The organism is Anaerostipes sp., assembly GCF_018381315.1.
Lineage (GTDB): Bacteria > Bacillota > Clostridia > Lachnospirales > Lachnospiraceae > Anaerostipes.
In genome coordinates this window covers 1-22,524 of sequence record NZ_JAGZSD010000024.1, presented here as the reverse complement: position 1 = coordinate 22,524, position 22,524 = coordinate 1, and the positions used below count along the sequence as shown (strand labels likewise).

17 protein-coding genes and 1 pseudogene are annotated in these 22,524 nt (G+C 43.9%); 13 read left to right on the top strand and 5 right to left on the bottom strand.

Annotation, left to right across the window (positions count from 1 at the left end; translation table 11 throughout):
* Window positions 1-75: 75 nt before the first annotated feature.
* Both KH180_RS14835 and KH180_RS14830 read right to left on the bottom strand, forming a co-directional pair.
* Window positions 76-549, bottom strand: a complete 474-nt coding sequence (locus tag KH180_RS14835) for a PTS glucitol/sorbitol transporter subunit IIA (RefSeq protein ID WP_290761653.1) — start codon at window positions 547-549, stop codon at window positions 76-78.
* Window positions 550-644: 95 nt separating this feature from the next.
* Window positions 645-2,204, bottom strand: coding sequence for a ClC family H(+)/Cl(-) exchange transporter (locus KH180_RS14830; protein WP_290761651.1), 1,560 nt, complete (start codon window positions 2,202-2,204; stop codon window positions 645-647).
* Between the two features lie 156 nt (window positions 2,205-2,360).
* Here KH180_RS14830 and ung point away from each other — a divergent pair, with 156 nt between their 5' ends.
* The 4 genes from ung to KH180_RS14810 are packed head-to-tail and all read left to right on the top strand — an operon-like array spanning window position 2,361 to window position 6,111.
* Window positions 2,361-3,035: a uracil-DNA glycosylase gene (ung, locus tag KH180_RS14825; protein WP_290761649.1), complete on the top strand. Its 675-nt coding sequence runs from the start codon at window positions 2,361-2,363 to the stop codon at window positions 3,033-3,035.
* 9 nt (window positions 3,036-3,044) lie between these two features.
* Window positions 3,045-3,830 carry a Cof-type HAD-IIB family hydrolase gene (locus tag KH180_RS14820; protein ID WP_290761647.1) on the top strand — a complete coding sequence of 262 codons (786 nt, stop codon included), beginning with the start codon at window positions 3,045-3,047 and terminating at the stop codon, window positions 3,828-3,830.
* A 9-nt stretch (window positions 3,831-3,839) separates the two neighbouring features.
* The gene (locus KH180_RS14815) at window positions 3,840-4,976 is read left to right on the top strand and encodes a transglutaminase domain-containing protein (protein ID WP_290761646.1); all 1,137 of its coding nucleotides are present in this window, start codon (window positions 3,840-3,842) and stop codon (window positions 4,974-4,976) included.
* 10 nt (window positions 4,977-4,986) lie between these two features.
* A complete protein-coding gene (locus tag KH180_RS14810; RefSeq protein ID WP_290761644.1) occupies window positions 4,987-6,111 on the top strand; it encodes a D-alanyl-D-alanine carboxypeptidase family protein in 1,125 nt (374 codons plus the stop codon).
* Between the two features lie 73 nt (window positions 6,112-6,184).
* Here the strand turns inward: KH180_RS14810 and KH180_RS16880 are convergent, their stop codons facing one another.
* From KH180_RS16880 to KH180_RS14795, 3 genes and pseudogenes are all read right to left on the bottom strand, one after another.
* The gene (locus KH180_RS16880) at window positions 6,185-6,733 is read right to left on the bottom strand and encodes a hypothetical protein (protein WP_290761692.1); all 549 of its coding nucleotides are present in this window, start codon (window positions 6,731-6,733) and stop codon (window positions 6,185-6,187) included.
* A gap of 24 nt (window positions 6,734-6,757) precedes the next feature.
* A pseudogene (gene bilQ / locus KH180_RS16875) lies at window positions 6,758-7,141 on the bottom strand (bilirubin utilization transcriptional regulator BilQ); the annotation flags it as partial.
* Between the two features lie 122 nt (window positions 7,142-7,263).
* Entirely contained in the window at window positions 7,264-8,181 is a 918-nt protein-coding gene (locus KH180_RS14795) for a diacylglycerol/lipid kinase family protein (RefSeq protein ID WP_290761642.1), read from the bottom strand.
* 179 nt (window positions 8,182-8,360) lie between these two features.
* On the opposite strand from KH180_RS14795, the gene KH180_RS14790 reads away from it, so the two are divergent.
* From KH180_RS14790 to KH180_RS14750, 9 genes are all read left to right on the top strand, one after another.
* Window positions 8,361-9,467, top strand: a complete 1,107-nt coding sequence (locus KH180_RS14790; RefSeq protein ID WP_290761640.1) for an RNA polymerase sigma factor — start codon at window positions 8,361-8,363, stop codon at window positions 9,465-9,467.
* A 281-nt stretch (window positions 9,468-9,748) separates the two neighbouring features.
* Window positions 9,749-12,592 (top strand): InlB B-repeat-containing protein, encoded by a 2,844-nt coding sequence (locus tag KH180_RS14785; RefSeq protein ID WP_290761639.1) that lies wholly within the window; start codon window positions 9,749-9,751, stop codon window positions 12,590-12,592.
* 139 nt (window positions 12,593-12,731) lie between these two features.
* A complete protein-coding gene (locus tag KH180_RS14780; protein ID WP_290761638.1) occupies window positions 12,732-13,841 on the top strand; it encodes an RNA polymerase sigma factor in 1,110 nt (369 codons plus the stop codon).
* 120 nt (window positions 13,842-13,961) lie between these two features.
* A complete protein-coding gene (locus KH180_RS14775; RefSeq protein ID WP_290761637.1) occupies window positions 13,962-14,126 on the top strand; it encodes a hypothetical protein in 165 nt (54 codons plus the stop codon).
* 118 nt (window positions 14,127-14,244) lie between these two features.
* Window positions 14,245-16,968: an InlB B-repeat-containing protein gene (locus KH180_RS14770; RefSeq protein ID WP_290761636.1), complete on the top strand. Its 2,724-nt coding sequence runs from the start codon at window positions 14,245-14,247 to the stop codon at window positions 16,966-16,968.
* A 215-nt stretch (window positions 16,969-17,183) separates the two neighbouring features.
* Complete coding sequence (locus tag KH180_RS14765) at window positions 17,184-17,318, top strand: hypothetical protein (protein ID WP_290761635.1); 135 nt, start codon at window positions 17,184-17,186, stop codon at window positions 17,316-17,318.
* Between the two features lie 58 nt (window positions 17,319-17,376).
* On the top strand, window positions 17,377-20,160 hold the full coding sequence (locus KH180_RS14760; RefSeq protein WP_290761633.1) for an InlB B-repeat-containing protein: 2,784 nt from the start codon (window positions 17,377-17,379) through the stop codon (window positions 20,158-20,160).
* Between the two features lie 142 nt (window positions 20,161-20,302).
* Entirely contained in the window at window positions 20,303-20,437 is a 135-nt protein-coding gene (locus KH180_RS14755) for a hypothetical protein (protein ID WP_290761631.1), read from the top strand.
* Between the two features lie 5 nt (window positions 20,438-20,442).
* The coding region (locus KH180_RS14750) for a hypothetical protein (RefSeq protein WP_290761629.1) at window positions 20,443-22,524 on the top strand (2,082 nt) is incomplete at its 3' end.

Sequence of the window (22,524 nt, the reverse complement as noted above, 5' to 3'; positions counted from 1 at the left end):
CCTTTCTCTGCAGATTATTACAGAATGATTCTTAGAAACCAGGATCTTAGGCAGCGGGAGACTTCAGGCTGAACTTTATTTTACTGTTATCCTTGCTCCGTTTTTTATACAAGTTTCAGGGTAGCCGATACCTGAGAGCATAATAGAATCTGGTGTTGCCGGTTCACGTTCTTCCGAAAAATTCATAGTGCAGGTGCCGCGTGTCTGTAATTTTTCGTTTACATTTGCACCGATCCCTACAATACGAAAAGAACTGCTGCCAATTTCTATCCTGTCTCCCTTTTTCAGATCTTCTGCCGGACGCCCCTCATATGATACAGAATAATCTGCTAAATCGGTTGGTCTGTCGTTTGGCCTGAAATCAACTTGATTTGAAGTCTTTAATAATCCCATTACTTCTGAACCTGTTTCTGCTATGACTGCATTCCACTTCATAACTTCATACCTCTTTTCTATATACTTTGCTGTTATAGTTACAGGTAATCCATCTTCCGGAAGTTTTGAATCACTTTGTAATTGTATTTTATTATTCATCAGGATGCAGAACAAGTGATTTTGCTGAAATTATGATTAAGTAAGGTATAAGAGGCCGGGGGATAGAAATTTATCTCTATAAAAGCAAATAAAATCATTAAATCCAGATTTTATTCTGCCATAATCTCCCCGCAGATTAGCTGGAAGCTCTCAGTTACCATTCCCAGATAGTCTTCATCTGTCAGGACGACCAGCGTATCACCGGGGTGCACCACAGTACTCCCTTTTGCAATAATCTCTTCTTTTCCGCGGCTGATAGTGACGATCAGGCAGTGTCCCGGCCAAGCTACATCTTTGATCTTTTTCCCAACAGCCAGACAGGTTGTGCCGACCACAAAACTGGACAAAACCTTTCCTTCTGCGGCATCAGCAGTTTTTAATCCTTTTTTTGCAAGGATGCGGCCGAGAAGGCTCTCATAGATCGGCTCGCTTTTCAGCAGATGGGCAATGACATAGGCAGTCAGAGATACAACAGCCAGAGAGAGGAAATGTTCAAATGTTCCGGTCATTTCCGCAATCAGTATCACACCGGTGATCGGCGCCCGTACAATGGCTGTGAAGAATCCCGCCATGGCTAAAATGATAAAGTTGATGATGTAATCCTGGCTGATCCCTGTAAGTTCTGTGACAGATGTACCATAGATTGCTCCGATGTAGGCGCCCAGAATCAGCAGCGGGAAGAAAATTCCGCCGGGAGCCCCGGAACCAAAGCTGACAGCTGAAAACAGGAACTTTCCAAGCAGAAGAAGTACCATAGCTCCGATCAGAAGATGCCCTGTCTCCAGGCGTTCAATCATGGCATGGCCTCCGGCAAGTACAGAAGGAAGGCAGTAGCACAAAACGCCGGATACAAGAAATGGAATGACGGTTCTGTATTCTGGCTTCAGGAAGGAGAGTTTTTTATAAACATCCTGTCCTTTCAGCATGACACGGTTGTATATAGCCCCGGCAGCACCAAGTATGATTCCCAGCAGGATCAGCAGGCCATAATATTTAAGCGGAAGTGCGGACTTCAGTTTGAATTCAAATACCGGAGACAGGCCAAATACATTTTTAGAAATAAAATCGGAAGCCAGTGCTCCCGCAGTGACACAGACAAGCATGGAACTGTTAAAATTTTTCTGAATCTCTTCCAGTGCAAACATGATGCCTGCCAGAGGCGCATTAAAAGCCGCGGCAAGACCTGCCCCGGAACCGCACACTTCCATAATTCTTTCCATTGTCTTGCTCTTTCGTGTTACTTTTGCAAGCCCTTTGGCAGCCATGGCGCCCAGCTGGACAGAAGGGCCTTCCCTTCCGAGGGACAGACCTCCCAGGATGGAAAGGGTGCCTCCAATGATTTTAGTGATCAGGACACTGCCCCAGTTCTGGCTGATATATCCCTTCATTTCCCCCTGTACTTGGGGGATACCGCTTCCGGAACACATATCATCCCATCGGACCAGCCTGCCTACGATCAGGCCCAGAATGACCAGGACAGCAAACCATCCTGCGATATAAAGGGCGTTTCCCTTTGTAAAGTTTATAATACGGAATAAAAGAGACTCCGCATGATTTAATAAAATACGGTAGATGACGGCAATGCAGCCGGCAAATATCCCCACCAGAAGTCCGTCGAACACAATCGAGATGGACAGCGTGTGGGGATTTTCCATTTTTGAAGTTTTCATATATGACAATCCTCCTTTGCCGATTTTATTTTATCACAAGATGCAGGAAAGAAAAAGGAATGCGGGTATTTCCCGGGTTTGCAAAACAGGCCCTGATAGTTTATAATACACACGTATATTATAAAGAAATTTAAGGAACAGATTGGAGAACAAAGTATGCCACCGATTACAAATGACTGGGCAGAGCATCTGAAAGAGGAATACAAAAAGCCATATTATAAAAAGCTGTATCAGACTATAACTGCCGAGTATGCTGAAAAAATGGTCTTTCCGCCGGCAGATGACATTTTTAATGCTTTTCATCTGACACCGTTAAGCAGGGTGAAAGTAGTGATTTTAGGCCAGGACCCATATCACAATGTCGGACAGGCTCACGGGCTTTCATTTTCTGTGAAGCCGGGAGTACAGACGCCGCCGTCTCTGGTGAATATTTATCAGGAACTGCATGATGACCTGGGGTGCTATATACCAAACAACGGATATCTTACGAAATGGGCGGAGCAGGGAGTTATGCTCTTAAACACTGTGCTGACGGTGCAGGCTCACAAAGCCAACTCCCATAAGGATATCGGCTGGGAAGAGTTTACGGATGCAGCCATCCGCATATTAAATGAGCAGGACAGGCCGATTGTCTATCTGCTGTGGGGCCGGAATGCCCAGAATAAGAAATGGATGCTTACCAATCCAAAGCATTTGGTGCTGGAGGCACCTCATCCAAGTCCGTTTTCAGCATCCAGAGGATTTTTTGGATGCAGGCATTTCAGCAGGACCAATGAGTTTTTGCAGGAGAACGGCATAGAACCGGTCGACTGGCAGATCGAGAATATTTAGGAGTAAGGCATGAACAAAATTGTTTTTTTAGACATTGACGGCACTCTGTACTGCGATGGAATCGGGATTCCGGATTCTGCACTGAAAGCAGTCAGCCAGCTGATGGAAAATGGATGCAAGGTCGTGCTCTGTACAGGAAGGGCGTATGGAATGGTGCCTGAATCCTATATGGAACTCGGATTTCACGGGATGATAGCGGCAGCCGGAGCCCATGTAATCTGTGAAGGAAAAGAACTGTGCAATAAACAGATCTCTGATGAAAATTTACATAAAGTCATTGACTATGGCCGCCGAAACAGGATCGGTATTATCCTAGAAGGCGTCAAAGGGAGCTATTACGATCCCGATAATCAGGATGGAAGTTATCTGAAAGTGGTAGAACGGCTGAGAGAGACGACAACTCCGTATATTTATCCATTAGATCAGGCTGAGGCAGTGAACAAATGGACCTATCACCATATGGATCCGCACGCGAAAGAGTTTGTGGAAGAATTGACCGGCAGCACTATGACCGGGATTGTCCACAAAGAAGTGAACTCTGTGGAGTTTATCCAGGAAGGACTCAACAAAGCCACCGGAATCCGGATGGTGCTGGATCACTTTAAGATTGACCGCAGAGACAGTTATGCGTTCGGAGACAGTGCCAATGATATTGAAATGCTGAACTATGTCCAGTACGGTGTTGCTATGGGGAATGCAGTTCCTGCACTGCTTGAACAGGCAGAGTATAAGACAGAGCCGGCGGATCAGGACGGACTGGCCCTGGGGCTTAAGCGTTTGGGGCTGATCGGGTAGGAGCTGTCTATGAAAAAGGTACTGAAAGCATTTGCTGCAGTCCTTCTGCTGGTTTTGGTTTTTATGATGCCGAACATAGTATCATCGATTCAGAGCAGTATCCACCAGAAGGAACAAAAGAAAATTGTCACAGAGGTAAAGAAAACCCACAGAGACTTGTTTGAGACAAAATACGGATATGAGAACCTTTCCCGGGAGGGAAAAAGAGTTTACAGCCTGATGTATTACGGAATTTATAACAGGAAGAAGGAAATCGAAATCGAGCAGGTGACGACAAAGCGGATGGAGGATATCTTAAAGCAGATGGAAGCCGACTGTCCGGAACTGTTTTGGTTTGATTTTACCGGAAACATCAAATGGAAGACATCAGGAACTAAAAAGAATGTGGTCTTTGTGCCCCATTATATTTTCACAAAGAAGCAGGCACAGCAGTACGATAAAAAGATGAAGAAGAAGCTGAAACAGTATCTTTCCTATGCTGATCAAAAAGATACAGAGTATGAGAAGGCATATACCGTTTATGAGCATCTGATCAAAGGAATCTCCTACAGGGAGGGAAGCAGTTACAACCAAAATCTGATCAGCGGTATGGTCAACGAAGAGACCGTCTGTACAGGATATGCGAAAAGTCTGCAGTACATTTATCAGAAGATGGGGATTCGATGCCAGATGGTCTACGGCAAGGCCAACGGACAGAATCATGCATGGAACCTGGTGCGGATCGAAGGTACCGACTGTTATGTGGATCCTACATGGGGAAGCAACAATCAAAACATGTCCAAAGGATTTTTCGGCATGACGGAAACCGAGCTTTTGAGAGGCCATACACTGGATAAGGAACTCAAGGTTCCAAAATGCAGTTCTGCAAAAAATAACTACTATGTCAGACGGAATCATTATTATAAAAAGTTTGATCCCGGAAAGATTTATACACAGCTGTGTGAACAGAGAAAACAGGGACAGATCAGTTTTCAGCTTGGAAGCCGGAAGGAATATGACTCTGCATACCGTCAGCTGATTACGGAAAAAGAGATCTTTTCCCTGCTGAAAAGAGTTCCCGGGACCGGGGCAAAACGGCTGGAAGTGACCTATTATACGGACCGTCAGTTATACATTATGACATTTAATTTTAAAGAGGAATCATGAGGAAAAACATATGAAAAAATTTACGAAACGATTACTGGTGACGCTTGCTGCAATAGTTCTGATCAGCACAGGGACAGTGCCTGCCAAGGCCGCAGAAAGGGGACTTGCCACAAAGGAAGATACGAAAGCGGACAAGCCTTCCATCAACGGAGTATGCGGAATACTGATGGATGCCAAGACCGGCAAGATCCTTTATTCAAAAAATATTGATAAGAGAAGCTATCCTGCCAGCATCACCAAGATTCTTACGACTTTAGTGGCTTTAGAAAACAACGACGATCTGTATTCTACGGTGAAGTTCTCCAGCTATGCAGTCAACAGCATTGAGCCCGGAAGCACGCATATCGGCATTAAGGCCGGGGAAGAAATACCTCTGATCGATGTTTTATACGGCATCATGCTGGAATCTGCCAATGAAGCATGCAATGGAGTGGCAGAGCATACAAGCGGAAGCATCAAAAAGTTTGCTGCACTGATGAACAAAAAAGCAAAAGAGATCGGATGCAAAGGATCTCATTTTATGAATCCAAACGGTCTTCACAATGACAAGCACTATGTGACAGCCAGGGATATGGCGCTGATTACCAAGGCGGCACTTGAGAACCCAATGTTTCGTAAGATCGCATGTTCTTCTCATTACTTTATGTCAGGGACGAATAAAGAAAAGAAGGGAAGAGAACTGTGGAACCACCACAAGATGGTAAAACAGACCATGTTTTTATACAAAGGTGTGGAGGGAGGAAAGACCGGATATACTACCAGAGCCGGCGGTACCCTGGTGACTTTTGCAAAACGCGGAGATACAGAGCTGATTTCTGTTATTCTCAGGGGAAACGGCTATGAACTGTACCGGGATACGATCAAATTGTTTGACTATGGTTTTAAGAACTATAAATCCGTAGCACCTTTTGCAGGTTTAAACTGTGATCTTGCTGAGACACAGGATAATCCGGTTACCGAGATGGCGTGCAGACTGTCTCCGTACCAGCTTCCTCTGGGCGGCAGATTAAATGACTTTTCTGTCCTTCTGACCAAAAATCAAAACCCGGCTGAACTGAAGGTGTATACTAAGGATGATAAAATTTTTGCTTCTTATGGAGCAGAAGATTTAGGATCTATTAAGATCAGTTATTAAAGTACTTATACAGATATTTTAAAACGCAGGAAAAACTTATTGGTTTTCCTGCGTTTTTATGTTTGAGTGGGTACTAAATTCTTTTATAGATGATTGGCTCATCATAGCCAAAGGTTCTCTTCCCGTTCATTTCCATAGTCTCAGACACTTCCAGACATTCTTCTGAAAAACGTTCAAATAAAGTGAATTTCAGTACAGGGGAAAACATACTCGTGCTGCCGCCCTCCCAGATACCATCCTTTTGGACATACAGAGCAGGCGTAAATTTTTCTGATGGCTTTAAATCATCAAAATTGATACCGGATATATTTTCGTAAGTGAAAGTGTCTTTATTATATTCATCAGGAGTCTCATAGGAAGTTAATTTAATACCGTCAGGTTCCTCTGTGAATAAAAATAAATGAGGAGATGCATGTGTTTTTTCATCGGATGTGTAATAACTTTCTTCTAACATGAAAACACCATGGAAATCAGGCGGCAGATGCGTGATTTTATCGTTGCATACCGTATTGACATGTTCAGCAAAAGGAAACTTTATGCCGTTCTTTTTCATGCTTTCATATTGTTCGGAGTTATTAAATCTGCCTGTTAACATGTTTATAAAACTATTTAATTTTTTCATGCTGAAACCTCCTATTTTCTGCATCAGCTGCATTAGATTCTGTTTCTCACTGTCTGTAAGAGAATCCAATACAAGCCTGTCCCAATCGTCAAATAGATCATGGCTCATTTTAAACGCCTGTCTGCCTTTGGAAGTTAAACTTATAATATTAGCCCTTTTATCTTTTTCATTTTTCTTTTGTTCAAGCAGGCCATTGGCCGTGAGTTTAGAAAGAGTCCTGTTAAGATGGCCGGCATCCAATTTTAATGCAAGGGATATTTCTTTAGGCGAACACCTTCCTTTCTTCCCCACAAAAATAAGAATAAACAGCTGGCCGTAAGTTACATGAATCTCTGAAAGCCTTTCAGAGCAATATTGAGTAAACTGCTTTCTAAGTGCTGAAATATAAAATGCAAAAGAATCTGTCATGGATTGCCGCCTCCTATTACTTGATAAAGTCAAGTATACGCCAATTAGTTGACTAAGTCAAATAATTGGTGTATGAAATAAAAAACAGACGGGTTTAAACCGTCTGTCTGGAATATGTGTGATTACTGAGGGTCCTGTCTCTGAACGAGGATATTTAATGCTTCGGGTACAATGGAAATCCTGACCGGGAGTCCTTCGCTTAGTATCTCGCCGTCGTAGTCAATGGCGATCTCACTGTCTGTGGAAGCCTGTTCAATGAATATTTCTTTCGTCTGAAAATATTCAATGGACGGGTGGTTCTGGTGGCTGCCCTGGAGCCATTTCACAATCAGGTCCGGGGTTGTTAAAAATTCGATCTTTTTGAGAATCAGTACGTCCAGATAACCGTCTGATACAGAGGCAAGAGGTGCCGCCGTAGGAAAACCGCCCACACTTTTAGAGTTGGCAACCAAAAAAACCATGGTTTCTGTAGTGTCAGAGAACTCATTGCTTGTATATTTGAGCACCATATTCTTGGAAAACTGTTTTGGCAGTTCCTTGATGCCTTCCAGATAGTAGGCCATTTTTCCAAGGACCGCTTTCTTGTCTTTCGGCACTTTATATGCGATATCTGTGAGCAGGCCGCCTGCCAGCACATTGATGAAGTATTCATCATTGACCTTGCCTATATCCACTTTTTTTGTCTGGAAATTCTTTATCATGCTGCAGAATTCCTGTGCTGACTGGGGAAGATTCATGTAAGTGGCAAAGTCATTGACTGTCCCTGCGGAAATGATGGCAAGAGGGATATTGCTCCCGCTGGTTACAAGTCCATTGGAAACTTCATTCAGTGTTCCGTCTCCGCCGACAGAAACAACGTAATCATATTCTCCCGGCTTCAGTTCTGCGGCACGGTATTTTGCATCATCTTTTTTCTTTGTATAAAAAACATCAATGGATGATGTAATCTGTTTTAAGATTAGGGTGGACATGATTTCCTGCAGTGTTGCTTCTATATTTTGTTTCCCGGACGAGGGGTTGATGATAAATAAGGCTTTCATGGGTTCCTCCTTGCTGATTTATCTGCAGATGTGCTGCAGCGGTTTATTTACCTAGATTCTATCATAGAAAAGTTGGAGTTACAATGTGAAAAGCAAGGAGTATTACAATTATTTCCTGTTGCGTTTTGCGAACAACTCATTTATGATAACGTCAGAAAGGTGTCGGGAGAATAAGAGAGATGAAGAATGAAAATATTTATGAGAAATTGTGCCCATTTGTGGAGAAGGCCAAGCAGGGAGACGAAGAAGCATTTGAATACCTGTATCACAGTACTTATGAGCTGACAAGACGGTTTGTAATGAATTTCTGCGGCAGCCGGAGCGAGGCAGAAGATATTATCCAGGATATTTACATGGATGTCTACAGATACCTTCCATCCTTGAAAGACAATATGGCATTTTATGCATGGCTGAAGCAGATCACCTATCATTCCTGTGTTAAAGAGACAAGAGTGCACAAGACTTCAAATATTGGAGATGAAAATATAGAATTTATCAAAAGCATTGCGGAAAGAGAGCATGAGCCTTTGGAAGCTGTGCTGGAGGATGAGAAGAACCGCCTGCTGTATGACTGTATCAGGCAGCTGCCGGAGAAACAGAAGGCCGCTTTAATCTTAAATGCGCTGGAGCAGCTTAAAATGTCAGAGGTGGCTGAGATTTTGGACTGCAGTGTCAATGCGGTAAAAAATTTGTTATTCCATGCCCGAAAAAACCTGAAAAAGCAGATTGAATCACTGCCCAAAGAAGACAGAGAAGCGTTAAATATCAGAGGATTTGGTTTTTTCTCTGTTTACCCGCTGCTCAGAAGTATGATCCCGGCATCCCGAAAGGCTGAAAAAGGGACTGTGGTACTGAAAAAAGTAATCGCCGGAGCAGCGACAGCAGCAGGAATAGGGGCTGCTTTGTTTATTTTTCTGAGACCGGAGCAGCTGCCGGCACATAGCTTTGAACCAATGGTGCTCCCTCCTGTACATCTTGAAACCGGACAGCTCAAGGGAATTAAGATCCCGGTATCGGAAAAACCGATCAAGAAAAAGCCGCCAAAAGCTTTTGTAAATAAAATAAAGATTGAAAATAAAACAAAACGTCTTGCAGTATACGTGGATCAAAATGTTGATCTTACAAAAGCATATGCGGAAACTGCATCGGGAAAGAATATCCAAGTCCTTGAGTACAGACAGGATCAGAGAATTCTTTATTTTTCTGCAAAAGAAAAAGATTTTAATTTATATTTGACGGACACAGCCGGAAATACAAAGATTATCCGGTTTTATAAAGATAAATAAAATGAAATATCAACAAGCAGCAGAATCTGGGCCAGAGCCCAGATTCTTTTTTTATTCCATAGGAAAGTTCTCCGAACCTTCCTATGGAATAAAAAACGCTCCGCGGGGATCGCACTGCGGCGATAAGGAATCGTGTCGCTAAAGCGACTCGCCGCAGGCGGAGAATCCCACCTGCGGGATTCTTTCTTGAATTGACATCTAACCATTTAATTCCGGGCTACTTCTTAATAACTAATTATACACTGGAACTGGTATAAAACTGCCAAGGAGGGAGATCAGCGATGCAGAAATTTTTACACAGCAGAGTGCTGCCATTTATGCTGTTTGTGTGCATACTTACAGGACAGGGATATGTGCTTGCAAAAAATCCTGGGAACAGCAGCAGTACACGGGGTACGAAAGACACAGACGAAGCACAGACTGTTTTGGATGTCAGCAAGGGGAACATACGGATTAAAACTACGGGGGCACAGGGAGGGGGACTGTCAGAAGATGAAACAAAATTAAATCCGGCAGGATACAGGATTATTGGAACAACGTCCAGTTATAATATAACAGTGGAAAAAGGTGTAAAAACAGATCTTACATTAGACGGTGTGGATATCACATGCAATACAACAAATTTGGACTGCCTCAATGTTTCCCATGCGGATGTAACGATCACACTGACCGGCCATAATGAACTGAAAAGCAATGCAGGGACATCAGGTGATGTGTGGAGTGAAGCAACCGGAAATGCGGTAACAAAAGATGGAATGGATGGTGTGCTGACTATCCAGTGTGAACATGCAGATGAGGCAGGTCATAAATGCAGTAAAGAAACATGCGGTTCACTGCTGGCACAGGGGAATTCAGGACTGTATCATGCCGGAGGGATCGGGAGCAGTTTTAGAAATGCAAATAAATCGGCGGATTCCGGTTTTAGCAATTTATACATAAAAGGAGGAATTATTGATGCGCTTGCAGGAAAACACAGTCCGGGCATAGGATCTGCATGCAGGTCAGAAGGGGATTCAGGAACATATACAAAGAACATCAGTATTTCCGGAGGAATCATAACAGCAAAAGGAAATGATTATTGTTCCGGCATTGGTTCCGGAATCGGGAATAAGGTGGACGGAATATATATTACAAATGGTACAATCAAGGCTGAGGGAGGAAGGTATGCTCCGGGGATTGGTGCCTCTCAGACTGTATCCGGGCTGGGCAGCATGATCACATGCAACATTAAAATCAGCGGAGGAGACACTGTTGTGACTGCAATCGGGGATTCCACGACCAATATGCCGGGGATCGGATCCGGCGGAGGCACAGACAAGGTTTCCAATGTAACAGCAGTACCGGATGAAAAATATCAGGGATATATTCAGGATGGTGTCTCACTGACAAATTATACTTTTATGGACGGGACTCCATTTCAGAAAGAAACAAATATCAGGGTAGAAAAGTTTTATACACAGGTTTATTTTGGCCCTTTCAGAGATGCGAACGGGATCGATAAGGACACCAAGGAGCAGATTGGGGGCAATCATGTAATCAGTAAAACAGGAGGAAACGGATTTACCAAAGACCAGATGAAACAATTAACAAAAATCACGGGAAAGCAGGCAGACGGACAAAATTTCTCCGTGGATCTGCTGACATTTGCTGATCCAGAAGAACTGGAGGCAATCAATGACGCAAAGATTAACGGGAGAACCGGGGACTATTCATTGACTTTTACTACACCGGGCGGAACAAAGGCAACTGTGATTGTTTCACTCAGAGATGATGGTTCAGATGCGGAAAAGCTTGATCCTGACCATCCGGATAGTTTGATAGGAGCCAATAACTTTAAGAAAGAAACAGGCGGAAGTGAATTTACAGAAGAGCAGGTAAAGGAGTATGGACAACTGAAGGCCAAAGATCAGGATGGAAATAATATTGATCTCAAAGATTTTATCGTGGACAGTGAACAGCTGGACAAAATCAATCAGGCAAAAACAGCAGGAAAATCCGGTGAGTTTGAACTGACTTTCAGGGCTCCTGACGGAGGGACGGTAACAGTAACCGTAAGCCTGACTGGTGAATATGACAGTATTGCCGAGGATTCCGATTCAGGGGAACGGATTAAGGCTAAAAATATTATCAGTAAAACCGGAGGGAGCGGTTTTACAAAAGATCAGCTGAAAGAGTTAGCCTATGTAAAAGCTGTAGACAAGGATGGAAATGAGATTTCGCGAGAACAGATTGTTTTTTTAGATGAGGCACAGGTAAAAGCTGTGAATAATGCGAAGACAGCAGGTGAGACAGGAGGCTTTCCTTTGACTTTTAAGACTCCCTCGGGGACGGAAGTTACGGTAAGAGTTATGCTTCGTCAGGAGGGAACAGATACAGAAAAGTACCATCCGGACCAGCCGTCCTCGTCTATCGGAGCCGATAACGGAACCTCAAAAACCGGCGGAACTGCATTTACAGAAGATGAGATCAGAGAATTGTGCAGAGCGGAGGGTAAAGACAAAAATGGAGACAACGTCCTGCCAACGCCGGACCCAAAACAGCTGGAAGCGGTCAATAAGGTGAAGAAAGCTGGAAAAACCGGAACCTTTGATATGACATTTTCTTTAAAAGACGGAACGAAGGCGGTAGTAAAAATTACTCTTACCGGCACCCATAAGGTTTCTTTTGACTCCAAAGGCGGGGATAATACACCAAAGCCGCAGAATATAGAGGGCGGCGGCTGCGTGTTAAGACCAGATGACCCGGAAAAAGAAGGATTTGTATTTGAAGGCTGGTACTATACCGGAGAAGACGGAAAAGAAAGATTATGGGATTTCAGTACACCGGTCCATGAAGATATAAATTTATACGCAAAGTGGAAAAAGCAGAATAGTACAGCCAGCCAGGAGGATGAAAAAAAGACGGATTTGAAAAAGGGCGGTACAAAGAAAAAGAAAACTGAAAAACTGCCTAATTGGAATTTCCAGGAACCGGACGAAGTGGATGGAACCGGCGGCAGCTATAATAACAGAGCACCAAAAACCAGTGACACTGCCGGATGGAAAAAAATGCTGGGACTATTTGCAGCTGCCTGTGCAGGAGGAGTCCTTGTGCAGTCGGCAAGAAAAAAATATTCCAGCAGGTAAAGTCTCTCGGAGGCCCGTTCGGAACCTGCTGACCTCTCTCTGAACTATAATTAATTTTGTGATTACAATGATTACCTCTTGTATTTATAAAAGATCTATTTTATAGTGAAAGTGAACAAAAGAGAAAGGTTAGGGAGAGATGAGGGACGAGAATTTCTATAAAAATCTTTGTCCGTATGTGGAAAGGGCAAAGCAGGGGGACGAAAGAGCATTTGAATATTTGTACCGCCAGACATACGATCAGGCCAGACTGTTTGTGCTGAATTTCTGTGGAAATGCCACTGAGGCAGAGGACATCCTTCAGGATGTCTTTATAGAGATTTACAGAAACCTTCCTGCATTGAAGGATAATATGGCTTTTTGTGCATGGCAGCGGCAGATTGCTTACAGGTGCAGTCTCAGGAATGCCAAAAAGAACAGCCAGGCAGATATCCTTGGGAATGAAGTAGTGGACTTCATTCAGAGCATGTCTTCCAAAGAACCGGAACCCCAGGAGTTTATTTTGGAAGATGAGAAGACGAGAATCCTTCATGAATGCATCCAGAACCTTCCGGACAAGCAAAGGGCTGCTATTATTTTGAGTGCGCTTGAACAGCTGAAGATGAAAGAGATCGCTGAGATCATGGACTGTAATGTGAATGCAGTCAAAAACCTATTGTTTCATGCGCGGAAAAATCTGAAAAAACAGATAGAAAATCTGCCGAAAGCAGACAGGGAAGCACTGAAGATCAGAGGATTCGGTTTCTTTACTCTGTATCCGATCCTGAGAGGGTCTCTGTATACTGCGGGAAACAATGCCGGAAAAGGGGCAATGATAATAAAAAAGGCAGTTCTTGGTGCGGCTATAGCTGCCGGGGCTGGAACAGCAGGCTTTGTGCTGCTCCATGAGGATCCTCTTCCCGCAGCTGACTTCGGCGGCTTAGAGACTCCTCAGGTGAAGATGGAGACAAAAAGCCTGAAAGGAATCAAGATCCCTGAAAAACCGAAGCCTAAACCTAAAAAGATCACTCCGGCTTCCATACTCCGGGCAAAGGTTGAAAAAAAGACCGGACGTCTGGCAATCTATGTGGATGGAGATGTAGATTACGAAAAGACCTATGCTCTTGGCAAATCGGGGAAAAGAGTGTCCGGGCTTACCTGTGATACGAATCAGGAGATTTTTTATGTTCCGCCTAAGACAGAAAATTTTAAACTGTACCTGACTGACAAAGCAGGGAATCAAAGGATATTTGAATTTAACAGAGAATAGAAGAGGCTTTTTTAAGCCTCTTTTTTCTAACCTTTTTTTGAATCATCCAGTCCTATAACGGATAAAAACGTATCGCTCCCAAAAAGTGCGCACTTTGGAGCGGGAAAGGACGGAGAGAGAATGAAGAAACCATGGATGAAGCGTCTGGCTGCAGCGGGGCTTGTTATTACATTCACTGCAGGAATGGGAATGACAATGCTCAGTGCAGCAGGAGAAGAAGAGGAAACAACTGTAAATTCGGGGGGGGGGGTACGAATCCCGAGATTTAACCTCCGCGTCAAGTGAGGAAAGTGGGGATGAGCAGCAGGCAGCAGAGGCTGAAACAGAAACCGTTGAGCAGACAGAGAAAACAGAAGAGGCAGAGGTAAAGGATCTAAAAAAGCCGGAGCAGAAAAGCAAAAGAATGGTCCGCAAGAAGGCAGCATTAAAAAATGGACAGACACTTTTGGATGTGAGTCTTGGAGATATCCGGATCACGGAAACAGGAGCAGAGGGCGGAGGGCTGGATGAAAAGGAAGACAGCCTGAATAAAGAGGGATACTGGATCAACGGGAACACGGACCAGTACAATATTATTGTAGATGAAAACGTAAAAACAAATCTGACTTTAGAAGATGTAAAGATTACCTGCGATAGTACAAAAATGGATTGTATCAATGTATCACACGCAGACGTTACGATAACATTACTTGGGGAAAATGAACTGATCTGCAATGCCGGAAACAATAAGTTAAGGGCCCAGGGATGTGCGCTTGCCAAGGATGGAATGGACGGGTTTCTGACGATACAGTGCCAAAAAGCCAATGTACCCGGACATAAATGCGATGATTCCTGCGGCAGTCTGACAGCCAAAGGGAATCCGTCTATAAAGCATGCGGGAGCTATCGGAAATACAGTCAGAAATTCTTCTTATACAGATATAGATAAGGTACATATGGGATTTGCAAACTTTACAATCAAAGGCGGCAATATTGAGGCTTCCGGAGGAGCACACTGCCCGGGAATCGGGTCTGCCTGTGTCACAGAAGACACCAGCAATGGCAGCGGTTATACGAAGAATATAAGGATATCCGGCGGGAATGTGAAGGCTACGGGAACGGACTATGGATCAGGCATCGGTTCAGGATATGGAAATAAAGTAGATGGAATCTATATTACAGGAGGCACAGTGACCGCGACGGGCGGAACACATGCTCCGGGCATCGGGGCTTCTGATTTCAGCGGTTCATACAAGGTTTCGGGAACGACAGAACATTTGGAAATCAGCGGAGGTGACACTGTAGTGACAGCTGTTGGTGACCAGTCCACAAATATGCCCGGAATCGGATCTGCCAGGGGTGAAAGTTATAATACTGACGTTGCAGCTGTGCCGGATGAAGGATTTCAGGGATATATTCAGGATGGAGAATCTGAGGATATCTATGAATTTTCAGAAGGAACACCGTTTTCAGTAAAGACAGGAATCAAGGTCGGCCGGTTTTTTACTATGGTATACTTTGGACCTTTTCGTGATAAAAATGAAATCAACTCTGATACCAATGAACAAATCGGGGCTAATAATCTGATCAGTAAAACCGGAGGGAAGGAATTTACTTCCAATCAGCTGAAGCAGCTGATCAAAGTTACGGGGAAAAAGGGAGACGGAAGTGAATTTTCAGAGGACCAGCTGACCTTTGTATCGGAGGACCAGATCAAAGCAATCAATGACGCAAAGAAAGCCGGGAAAACCGGAGAATATCCCCTGACGGTGACGACACCTAACGGGACCCGGACAACAGTTACCGTTTATCTGAAGGATGAGGGAACGGATTCAGCGGATATGGATCCAAGCCAGCCGGAGCCGACGATCGGAGCCGACAGTTTTTTGACTGAGGCCGGGGGAGCAGGCCTTACAGAATCAGAAGTCCGCCAGGCTGCATCTGTGCAGGGAAAAGATAAGAACGGAACAACTCATGGACAGGATAATTTTTTGGTCAACCAGAAACAACTGGAAGCGATTAACCAGGCTAAGACCCAGGGGAAGGCAGGAACCTTTCCGTTGACATTTACTTCACCGGATGGAAAAACTGTGGAGATTAAAGTTACGGTTTACGGTGCCTATGATGAAATCATGCAGGATTCTGAGAGCAGCGGACTGATCAGAGGATTTCATGTGATCAGCAAGACCGGAGGCCTGCCGTTTCTCGGGGAACAGCTGAAAGAAATGAGCCGTGTAAATGCCGTTTCCAAAGATGGGGCTGCGGTAAGGACAGAAGATATTCTAATACCTGATGCATCACAGCTGGAGGCAGTCAACCGTGCTAAAACAGCTGGGGAGACCGGAGATTTTCCTCTTACCTTTGCAACGGAGGAAGGCCTTCAGATTACGATACAGGTCTATTTGCGGAAAGAAGGAACGGACGGAGCAGCATCAGGAGAGATCAAACATCCAAGCATCGGTGCCAACAATGCGGTTCATCCAAGCGGAGGAGCTGCATTTACAGAGGAAGAACTGACTGTTCTGTGCGGTGCCAAAGGAAAAAACGAAAATGGAGACAATGTGGATTTGTCTATAGACAAAAAACAGATGGAAGTGCTGAATGAGGCCAAAAAGAAGTCTAAGACCGGAACCTTTTCTGTAACATTTTTTATGGAAGATGGAATGAATGTACAGGTAACGGTTACTTTGACCGGTAAGCATACGGTAATCTTTGACTCTGACGGAGGCGACTATCAGCCCCCAAAGCAGACTGTTTCAGGGGGAGAGACCGCGGTAAAACCGAAGGACCCAAAGAAGACAGACTGTAAATTCGATGGCTGGTATCTTACTGATGAAAGTGGAAAAGAAATAAAATGGGATTTTAACACACCCGTCCATGAGAATATAACTTTAAAAGCTAAATGGACGCAGATTACAAGCGAGAATACGTCTCATACAGCTGACACAGAAAAGACAGGCCGGACAAAGCCTGAGAAGGGGAAAGAAGATCAATGGAATTACAAAGAACTGGGAGGCACAGATAATAAAGAAAGCGGGAACACGGCAAAGACAGGAGATGAAGGCCAAATGCCGTGGATGATCGGCTGTTTGGCAGGAACCGTCGGGATTTGCTTTTATTTTTTAAAGAAGAAAAAGGGGAAAGTATAAAATAAATTAAGATATAAATATAGAAATTTTCATTACTTTATACCGGTGATTGGTTTCACCGGTATTTTTCTAATCGCATAGGAAAATTCAATTTTAGTTTTACAAGTATTCTAACCTTTTATAAAACAGAAGTTTCTTATAAAGTCAAAGAAAAAGCAAAAGCGCCCAAAAAAGAGTGCACTTGAGGGCAGAAAAAAGAAAGGATGGACAGAACAATGAAAAAGCAATGGATGAGACGTCTGGCTGCAGTTTCTCTGATCCTAGCCATGGGGACCGGAGCAGAGTCTGTATTAAGCGCTCATGGAGAGGAAATACCTGGAAAAACCGGGGGGGGGTATTTCCAGAATTGAGAATTTAAAGACGGAATGTATACCGGAGGAAACCACACAGGAAATCCTTAAAACGCCAATGATAATACCAAAATCTGAAGAAAATGACCAGACGGAAAAGTCTGAGGCAGCTGCAGAAGATATAGCGGAGAACGAAGAAAACAGAACTAGGCAAAATAAAACAAACAAAACAGCTGCCAAAAAAGTACTGAAAGAAAACGGACAGACCCTTTTGGATGTAAGCAAAGGAAATATTCGTATCACAGAAAATGGTGCAGCCGGCGGAGGTCTGGCGGAAAACGAAACAAGCCTGAATAAAAAGGGATATTGGATTATAGGAACTACGAATCAGTTTAATATTGTTGTAGAAAAAAATGTGACTGCAGATATAACACTGGATAATGTTGATATTGCATGTGCTGTCTCAGACTGTATCAATGTATCGCATGCCAATGTCACCATAACCTTAGTTGGAGATAATAAGCTTCTGTGTACACAGGTCGAGGCAAGCAATGCACTGACAAAAGACGGCATGGACGGAAGCCTGACCATTCGATGCGAATCATCGGCACAGAATGACCATCGCTGTGACAGTTCCTGCGGATCACTCTCAGCAAAAGGAGAGGGAGTCCATGTAGGTGCAATCGGAAGCAGCATCAAAAATAGAAAGACAGCCGGAGAATCGGGATTTTCAGATTTTACGATTGAAGGAGGCAATATTGAAGCACTGGGAGGACTTCATTGTCCGGCTATTGGTTCGGCATGCTGGACTGAGGCATATACCGGGGCTTATACAAAGAACATATCGATTACCGGGGGAAATGTGAAAGCCATCGGAACGGAGTTTGGATCCGGCATTGGCTCAGGATATGGGAATAAAGTTGACGGAATTTATATATCAGGGGGAACTGTAGAGGCAAGAGGAGGCGCAAATGCACCAGGAATCGGTGCATCCACCGGAGACGACGCTGTAAGCAAGACTACAGAGAATGTCTGTATCAGCGGCGGGGACACAGTGGTGACTGCAATAGGAGATGCAGATACGAATATGCCGGGAATCGGTTCCGGTTCCGGCTCTCAGTATGTTTCCAATGTTACAGCAGCGCCGGATGATAAATTTCAGGGCTATATACAGGATGGAACCTCCCTTACAGATTATACTTTTATGGATGGCACACCTTTTCAGGAGAAAACAGATATCAGGGTAGAAAAGTTCTACACACAGGTTTATTTTGGACCGTTCCGGGATGCAAACGGAATAGATAAGAATACAAAAGAACAGATTGGAGCCAACCATGTCATCAGTAAGACCGGAGGAGATGGTTTTACAGCAGAACAGATCACATTGCTGGCAAAGGCGACAGGAAAGCAGTCGGACGGGCAGGACTTCCCGGCTGGCCAGCTGACTCTTTCTGATATGAAGCAGCTGGAAGTCATTAATGAGGCAAAGAGTTCGGGTAAGACAGGAGATTTTCCTCTGACATTTACAACACCAAACGGCACAAAAGCTACAGTGACAATTTCACTCAGAGATGACGGTACAGATGCCGAGAAATTTGATCCTGATAATCCGAAAATATCAGTAGGTGCCAATGATTTTGAGAGGGAAACCGGAGGAAGTGAGCTTACAGAAGAGCAGGTTATTGAGTATGGACAGCTTAAGGCAAAAGATAAAGACGGAAATAATATTGATCTGAGCGATTTTACAGTAGACAGCTCACAGCTGAAAAAAATTAATGAAGCAAAAACTGCGGGGAAAGCAGGAGAATTTGAACTCACATACAGGGCTCCCGACGGGACAGAGGTGACGGTTACCGTTTCTCTTACAGGAGAGTTTGACGGTATTACAGAAGATGCGGACAGCGGGGAAATGATTAAGGCTAAAAATGTCATCAGCAAGACAGGGGGAAATGCATTTACAAAGGAACAGTTAAATGAATTGACTCAGGTTAAAGCATTTGATAAAGATGGGAATGAAATTCCGGCAGATCAGCTGGAATTGTGTGATACTGAGGAACTGAAGGCTATCAATGAGGCAAAGACTTCCGGCAGGACCGGAGAATTTCCGCTCTCATATCAGACACCGGAAAAGACAAAGGTGACAATTACAGTATTCCTGAGGGACAGCGGCACAGATGCAGCAAATGACAGGATTGACCATTCGTTTATAGGAGCAAATGATACGTCTGCACCAACCGGTGGATCGGCATTTTCCGAAAATGAAATCAAAGCTTTATGCAAAGCTGCAGGGAAAAATAAAAACGGAGATAATGCATTGGTTACTCCCGATCAAAAGCAGCTTGATATTATTAATAAATATAAGGTTTCCGGCAAAACAGGGACATTTGATCTGACATTTTCAATGAAGGACGGAACAAAAGCAGAAGTGAAGGTAACCTTGACAGGAAAACATGAAGTTTCTTTTGATGCAGACGGAGGGAAAGATAAACCAGAGAATCAGACGGTAGAAGGAGGAACCTGTCTGACCAAACCAAAGGATCCGCAGAAGCCGGGTTATATTTTTGAAGGCTGGTATTACACTGATGAAAATGGAAAAGAAGTGAAATGGGATTTTAACACACCTGTGCATGAAGGAATGACACTGAAGGCCCGATGGAAAAAGCCGGAGGAAGAAAAACCGGAGGTTCAGAACACAGATAAAAATACCAGAAAAACATCTGCTGAAAATAATGAGAAAAGTTCCAAAAAGGGAAAATGGAATTACAGGGAAGTTTCAAAAGGAAAATCAGAAGCGGCAGCAAAGACAGGAGAATCAGATAAAACTCCATGGGTATTTTCCTGTATGGCAGGAGGAACAGGAATTCTTGCTTTCTGTTTCTATAGAAAACGAATAAGAAAATAGCTTTTTTAATCTCAGGGGACAAAAACTGTCCCCTGTTTCTTTTTTTGTTCTAACCTTCAAAAATAAGCAAAACTCTTATAATGAATGATTTTAATATTTGCCCGGAAAAGCGCTCAAGGGCAGAGGAAAGGATGGAGAGAAAATGAAAAAAACATGGAAGAAACGGCTGACCGCAGTTACTCTGATGATGGCAGTGGGAATTGGTACAGGGATGCCGCTGAAGGCTCAGAAAGAGGAAATGTCTGGAAAAACCGGGGGGGGGGTATTTGTGAAATAAAGGAAATGCCTCCGGAGAGTGCAGCGGAGGAATCCCTGAAAAGCCCGGCAATAAACACAGCTGAGGAAGAGGATATTAAGGCAGAAACGACTGCAGCAGTGACAGCGGAACAGGAAAAAAACGACACTGTCAAAAAGAAGATAAAAACAGCAGGAAACAAAAAAGCATTGGCAGAAAACGGACAAACTTTTTTAGATGTCAGCAAAGGGGATATAACGATAACTGAAAATGGAGCCGTTGGCGGAGGACTTTCTGAAAATGAGACGGAATTAAATCCGAAGGGATATTGGATTACAGGGAGTACATCTTCTTACAGGGTGACTGTGAATAAGAATGTAAATACAGCATTGACCTTGGATAATGTGGACATTACCGTAACCTCCTATGACTGTATTAATGTATCTCATGCATATGTAACCATTACATTAATAGGTAATAACCGCTTATATTGTGACTGTAAAGGTGCGGATTTTACTGCAGGAGGATGTGCGATAAACAAAGATGGAATGGACGGAGAGCTGGTCATAACGTGTCAGAATGCTGATGAAGAAGGGCATATCTGTGATGATACATGCGGATTTCTGAGTGCAAAAGGGAATCCTGGTACATTGGATATCTGCGGTATTGGGAGCAGTTTAAGAGGAACAAAAAAAGCAGATGAAGCTGGTTTTTCCAATTTCACTATAAAAGGAGGGAATATAGAAGTATCCGGAGGAGAACATTCCTGTGGAATAGGTGCTGCATGTACTACGGAACATAACAGCGGAGGCAAAGGATATGCCAAAAATATTCGTATATATGGAGGTAATATCAAAGCGACAGGCACAACATATGGAGCAGGAATCGGCGGCGGACTTGGGACTAAAGTAGATGGAATCTACATCTATGGAGGAAAGGTTGAAGCTGTTGGAGGCCAGTATGCCCCTGGAATCGGAACATCCATGACAGGTATGGGCTTTGATAATCAGAGTATGAAGGTGAATGATATTAGAATCAGCGGAGGTGACACGATTGTCATTGCTGTTGGAGACTCCGAAAGTGATATGCCTGGTATCGGATCTGGAGGCGGAACATCCTTGGTCACAAATGTAGCAGCGGTTCCTGAGTTTGGCTATCAGGGATACATACAGGACGGTATTTCACTTACGAACTATAGTTTCGTAGAAGGAACACCCTTTAAAGAGAAAAAAGAGATCAATGTAGGGAAGTTTTATACCAAAGTATATTTCGGACCGTTTCGGGATGCAAACGGCATCGAAGACTCCACAAAGGAGCAGATCGGGGCCAATCATGTTTTTAGCCAGACCGGAGGCGCACCGTTTACAGAAGAACAGTTAAAGGGAATCACCATGGTGACCGGAAAACAGGAAAACGGTTCAGATTTTCTTATAAGCGATCTGACTTATGCAGACAAAAGCCAGCTGGACGTAATTAACGAAGCGAAGACTGCCGGAAAGACCGGAGAGTTTCCTTTAACCTTTACAACGCCCAATGGAACAACGGCTACAATAACTGTATACCTGAAAGACAAAGGAACCGATGCAGCGGATATCCGTCCGGAACAGATGGAGCCTACCATAGCCGCAGATGACTGCGGTGCCGATTCGGGAGGGGATGCATGGACAGAAGAAGACGTGCAGAAGCTCTGTGATGTAAAAGGGAAAAACGAGAATGGAGCTACATACGACCAAAAAGATCTGACACCAGATGCAGATCAGCTGGCGGCGATCAATGAAGTCAAGACATCAGGAAAAGGCGGAAAGTTTGATCTCACCTTCACTTCTCCATCGGGTAAGAAAGCCACCGTGGAGGTGATTCTGAAAGCCTATGATGAAACCACAGAAGAAAACGGAGAGATGATCAAAGGCCTGAATATTATCAGCCAGACCGGAGGAAAGGCCTTCACGGAAGAACAGCTGAAGGAATTTTCAGGCGTTGTGGCTTGGGACAACCAGCCGGCCAGCATATCCAGAGAGGATCTTTTGTTCCCGGATAGTTCCCAGATACAAAAGATCAATGAGGAAAAAACAGCAGGGAAAACAGGAGATTATCCGCTGACGATTGCAACTCCAAACGGAACCCAGATC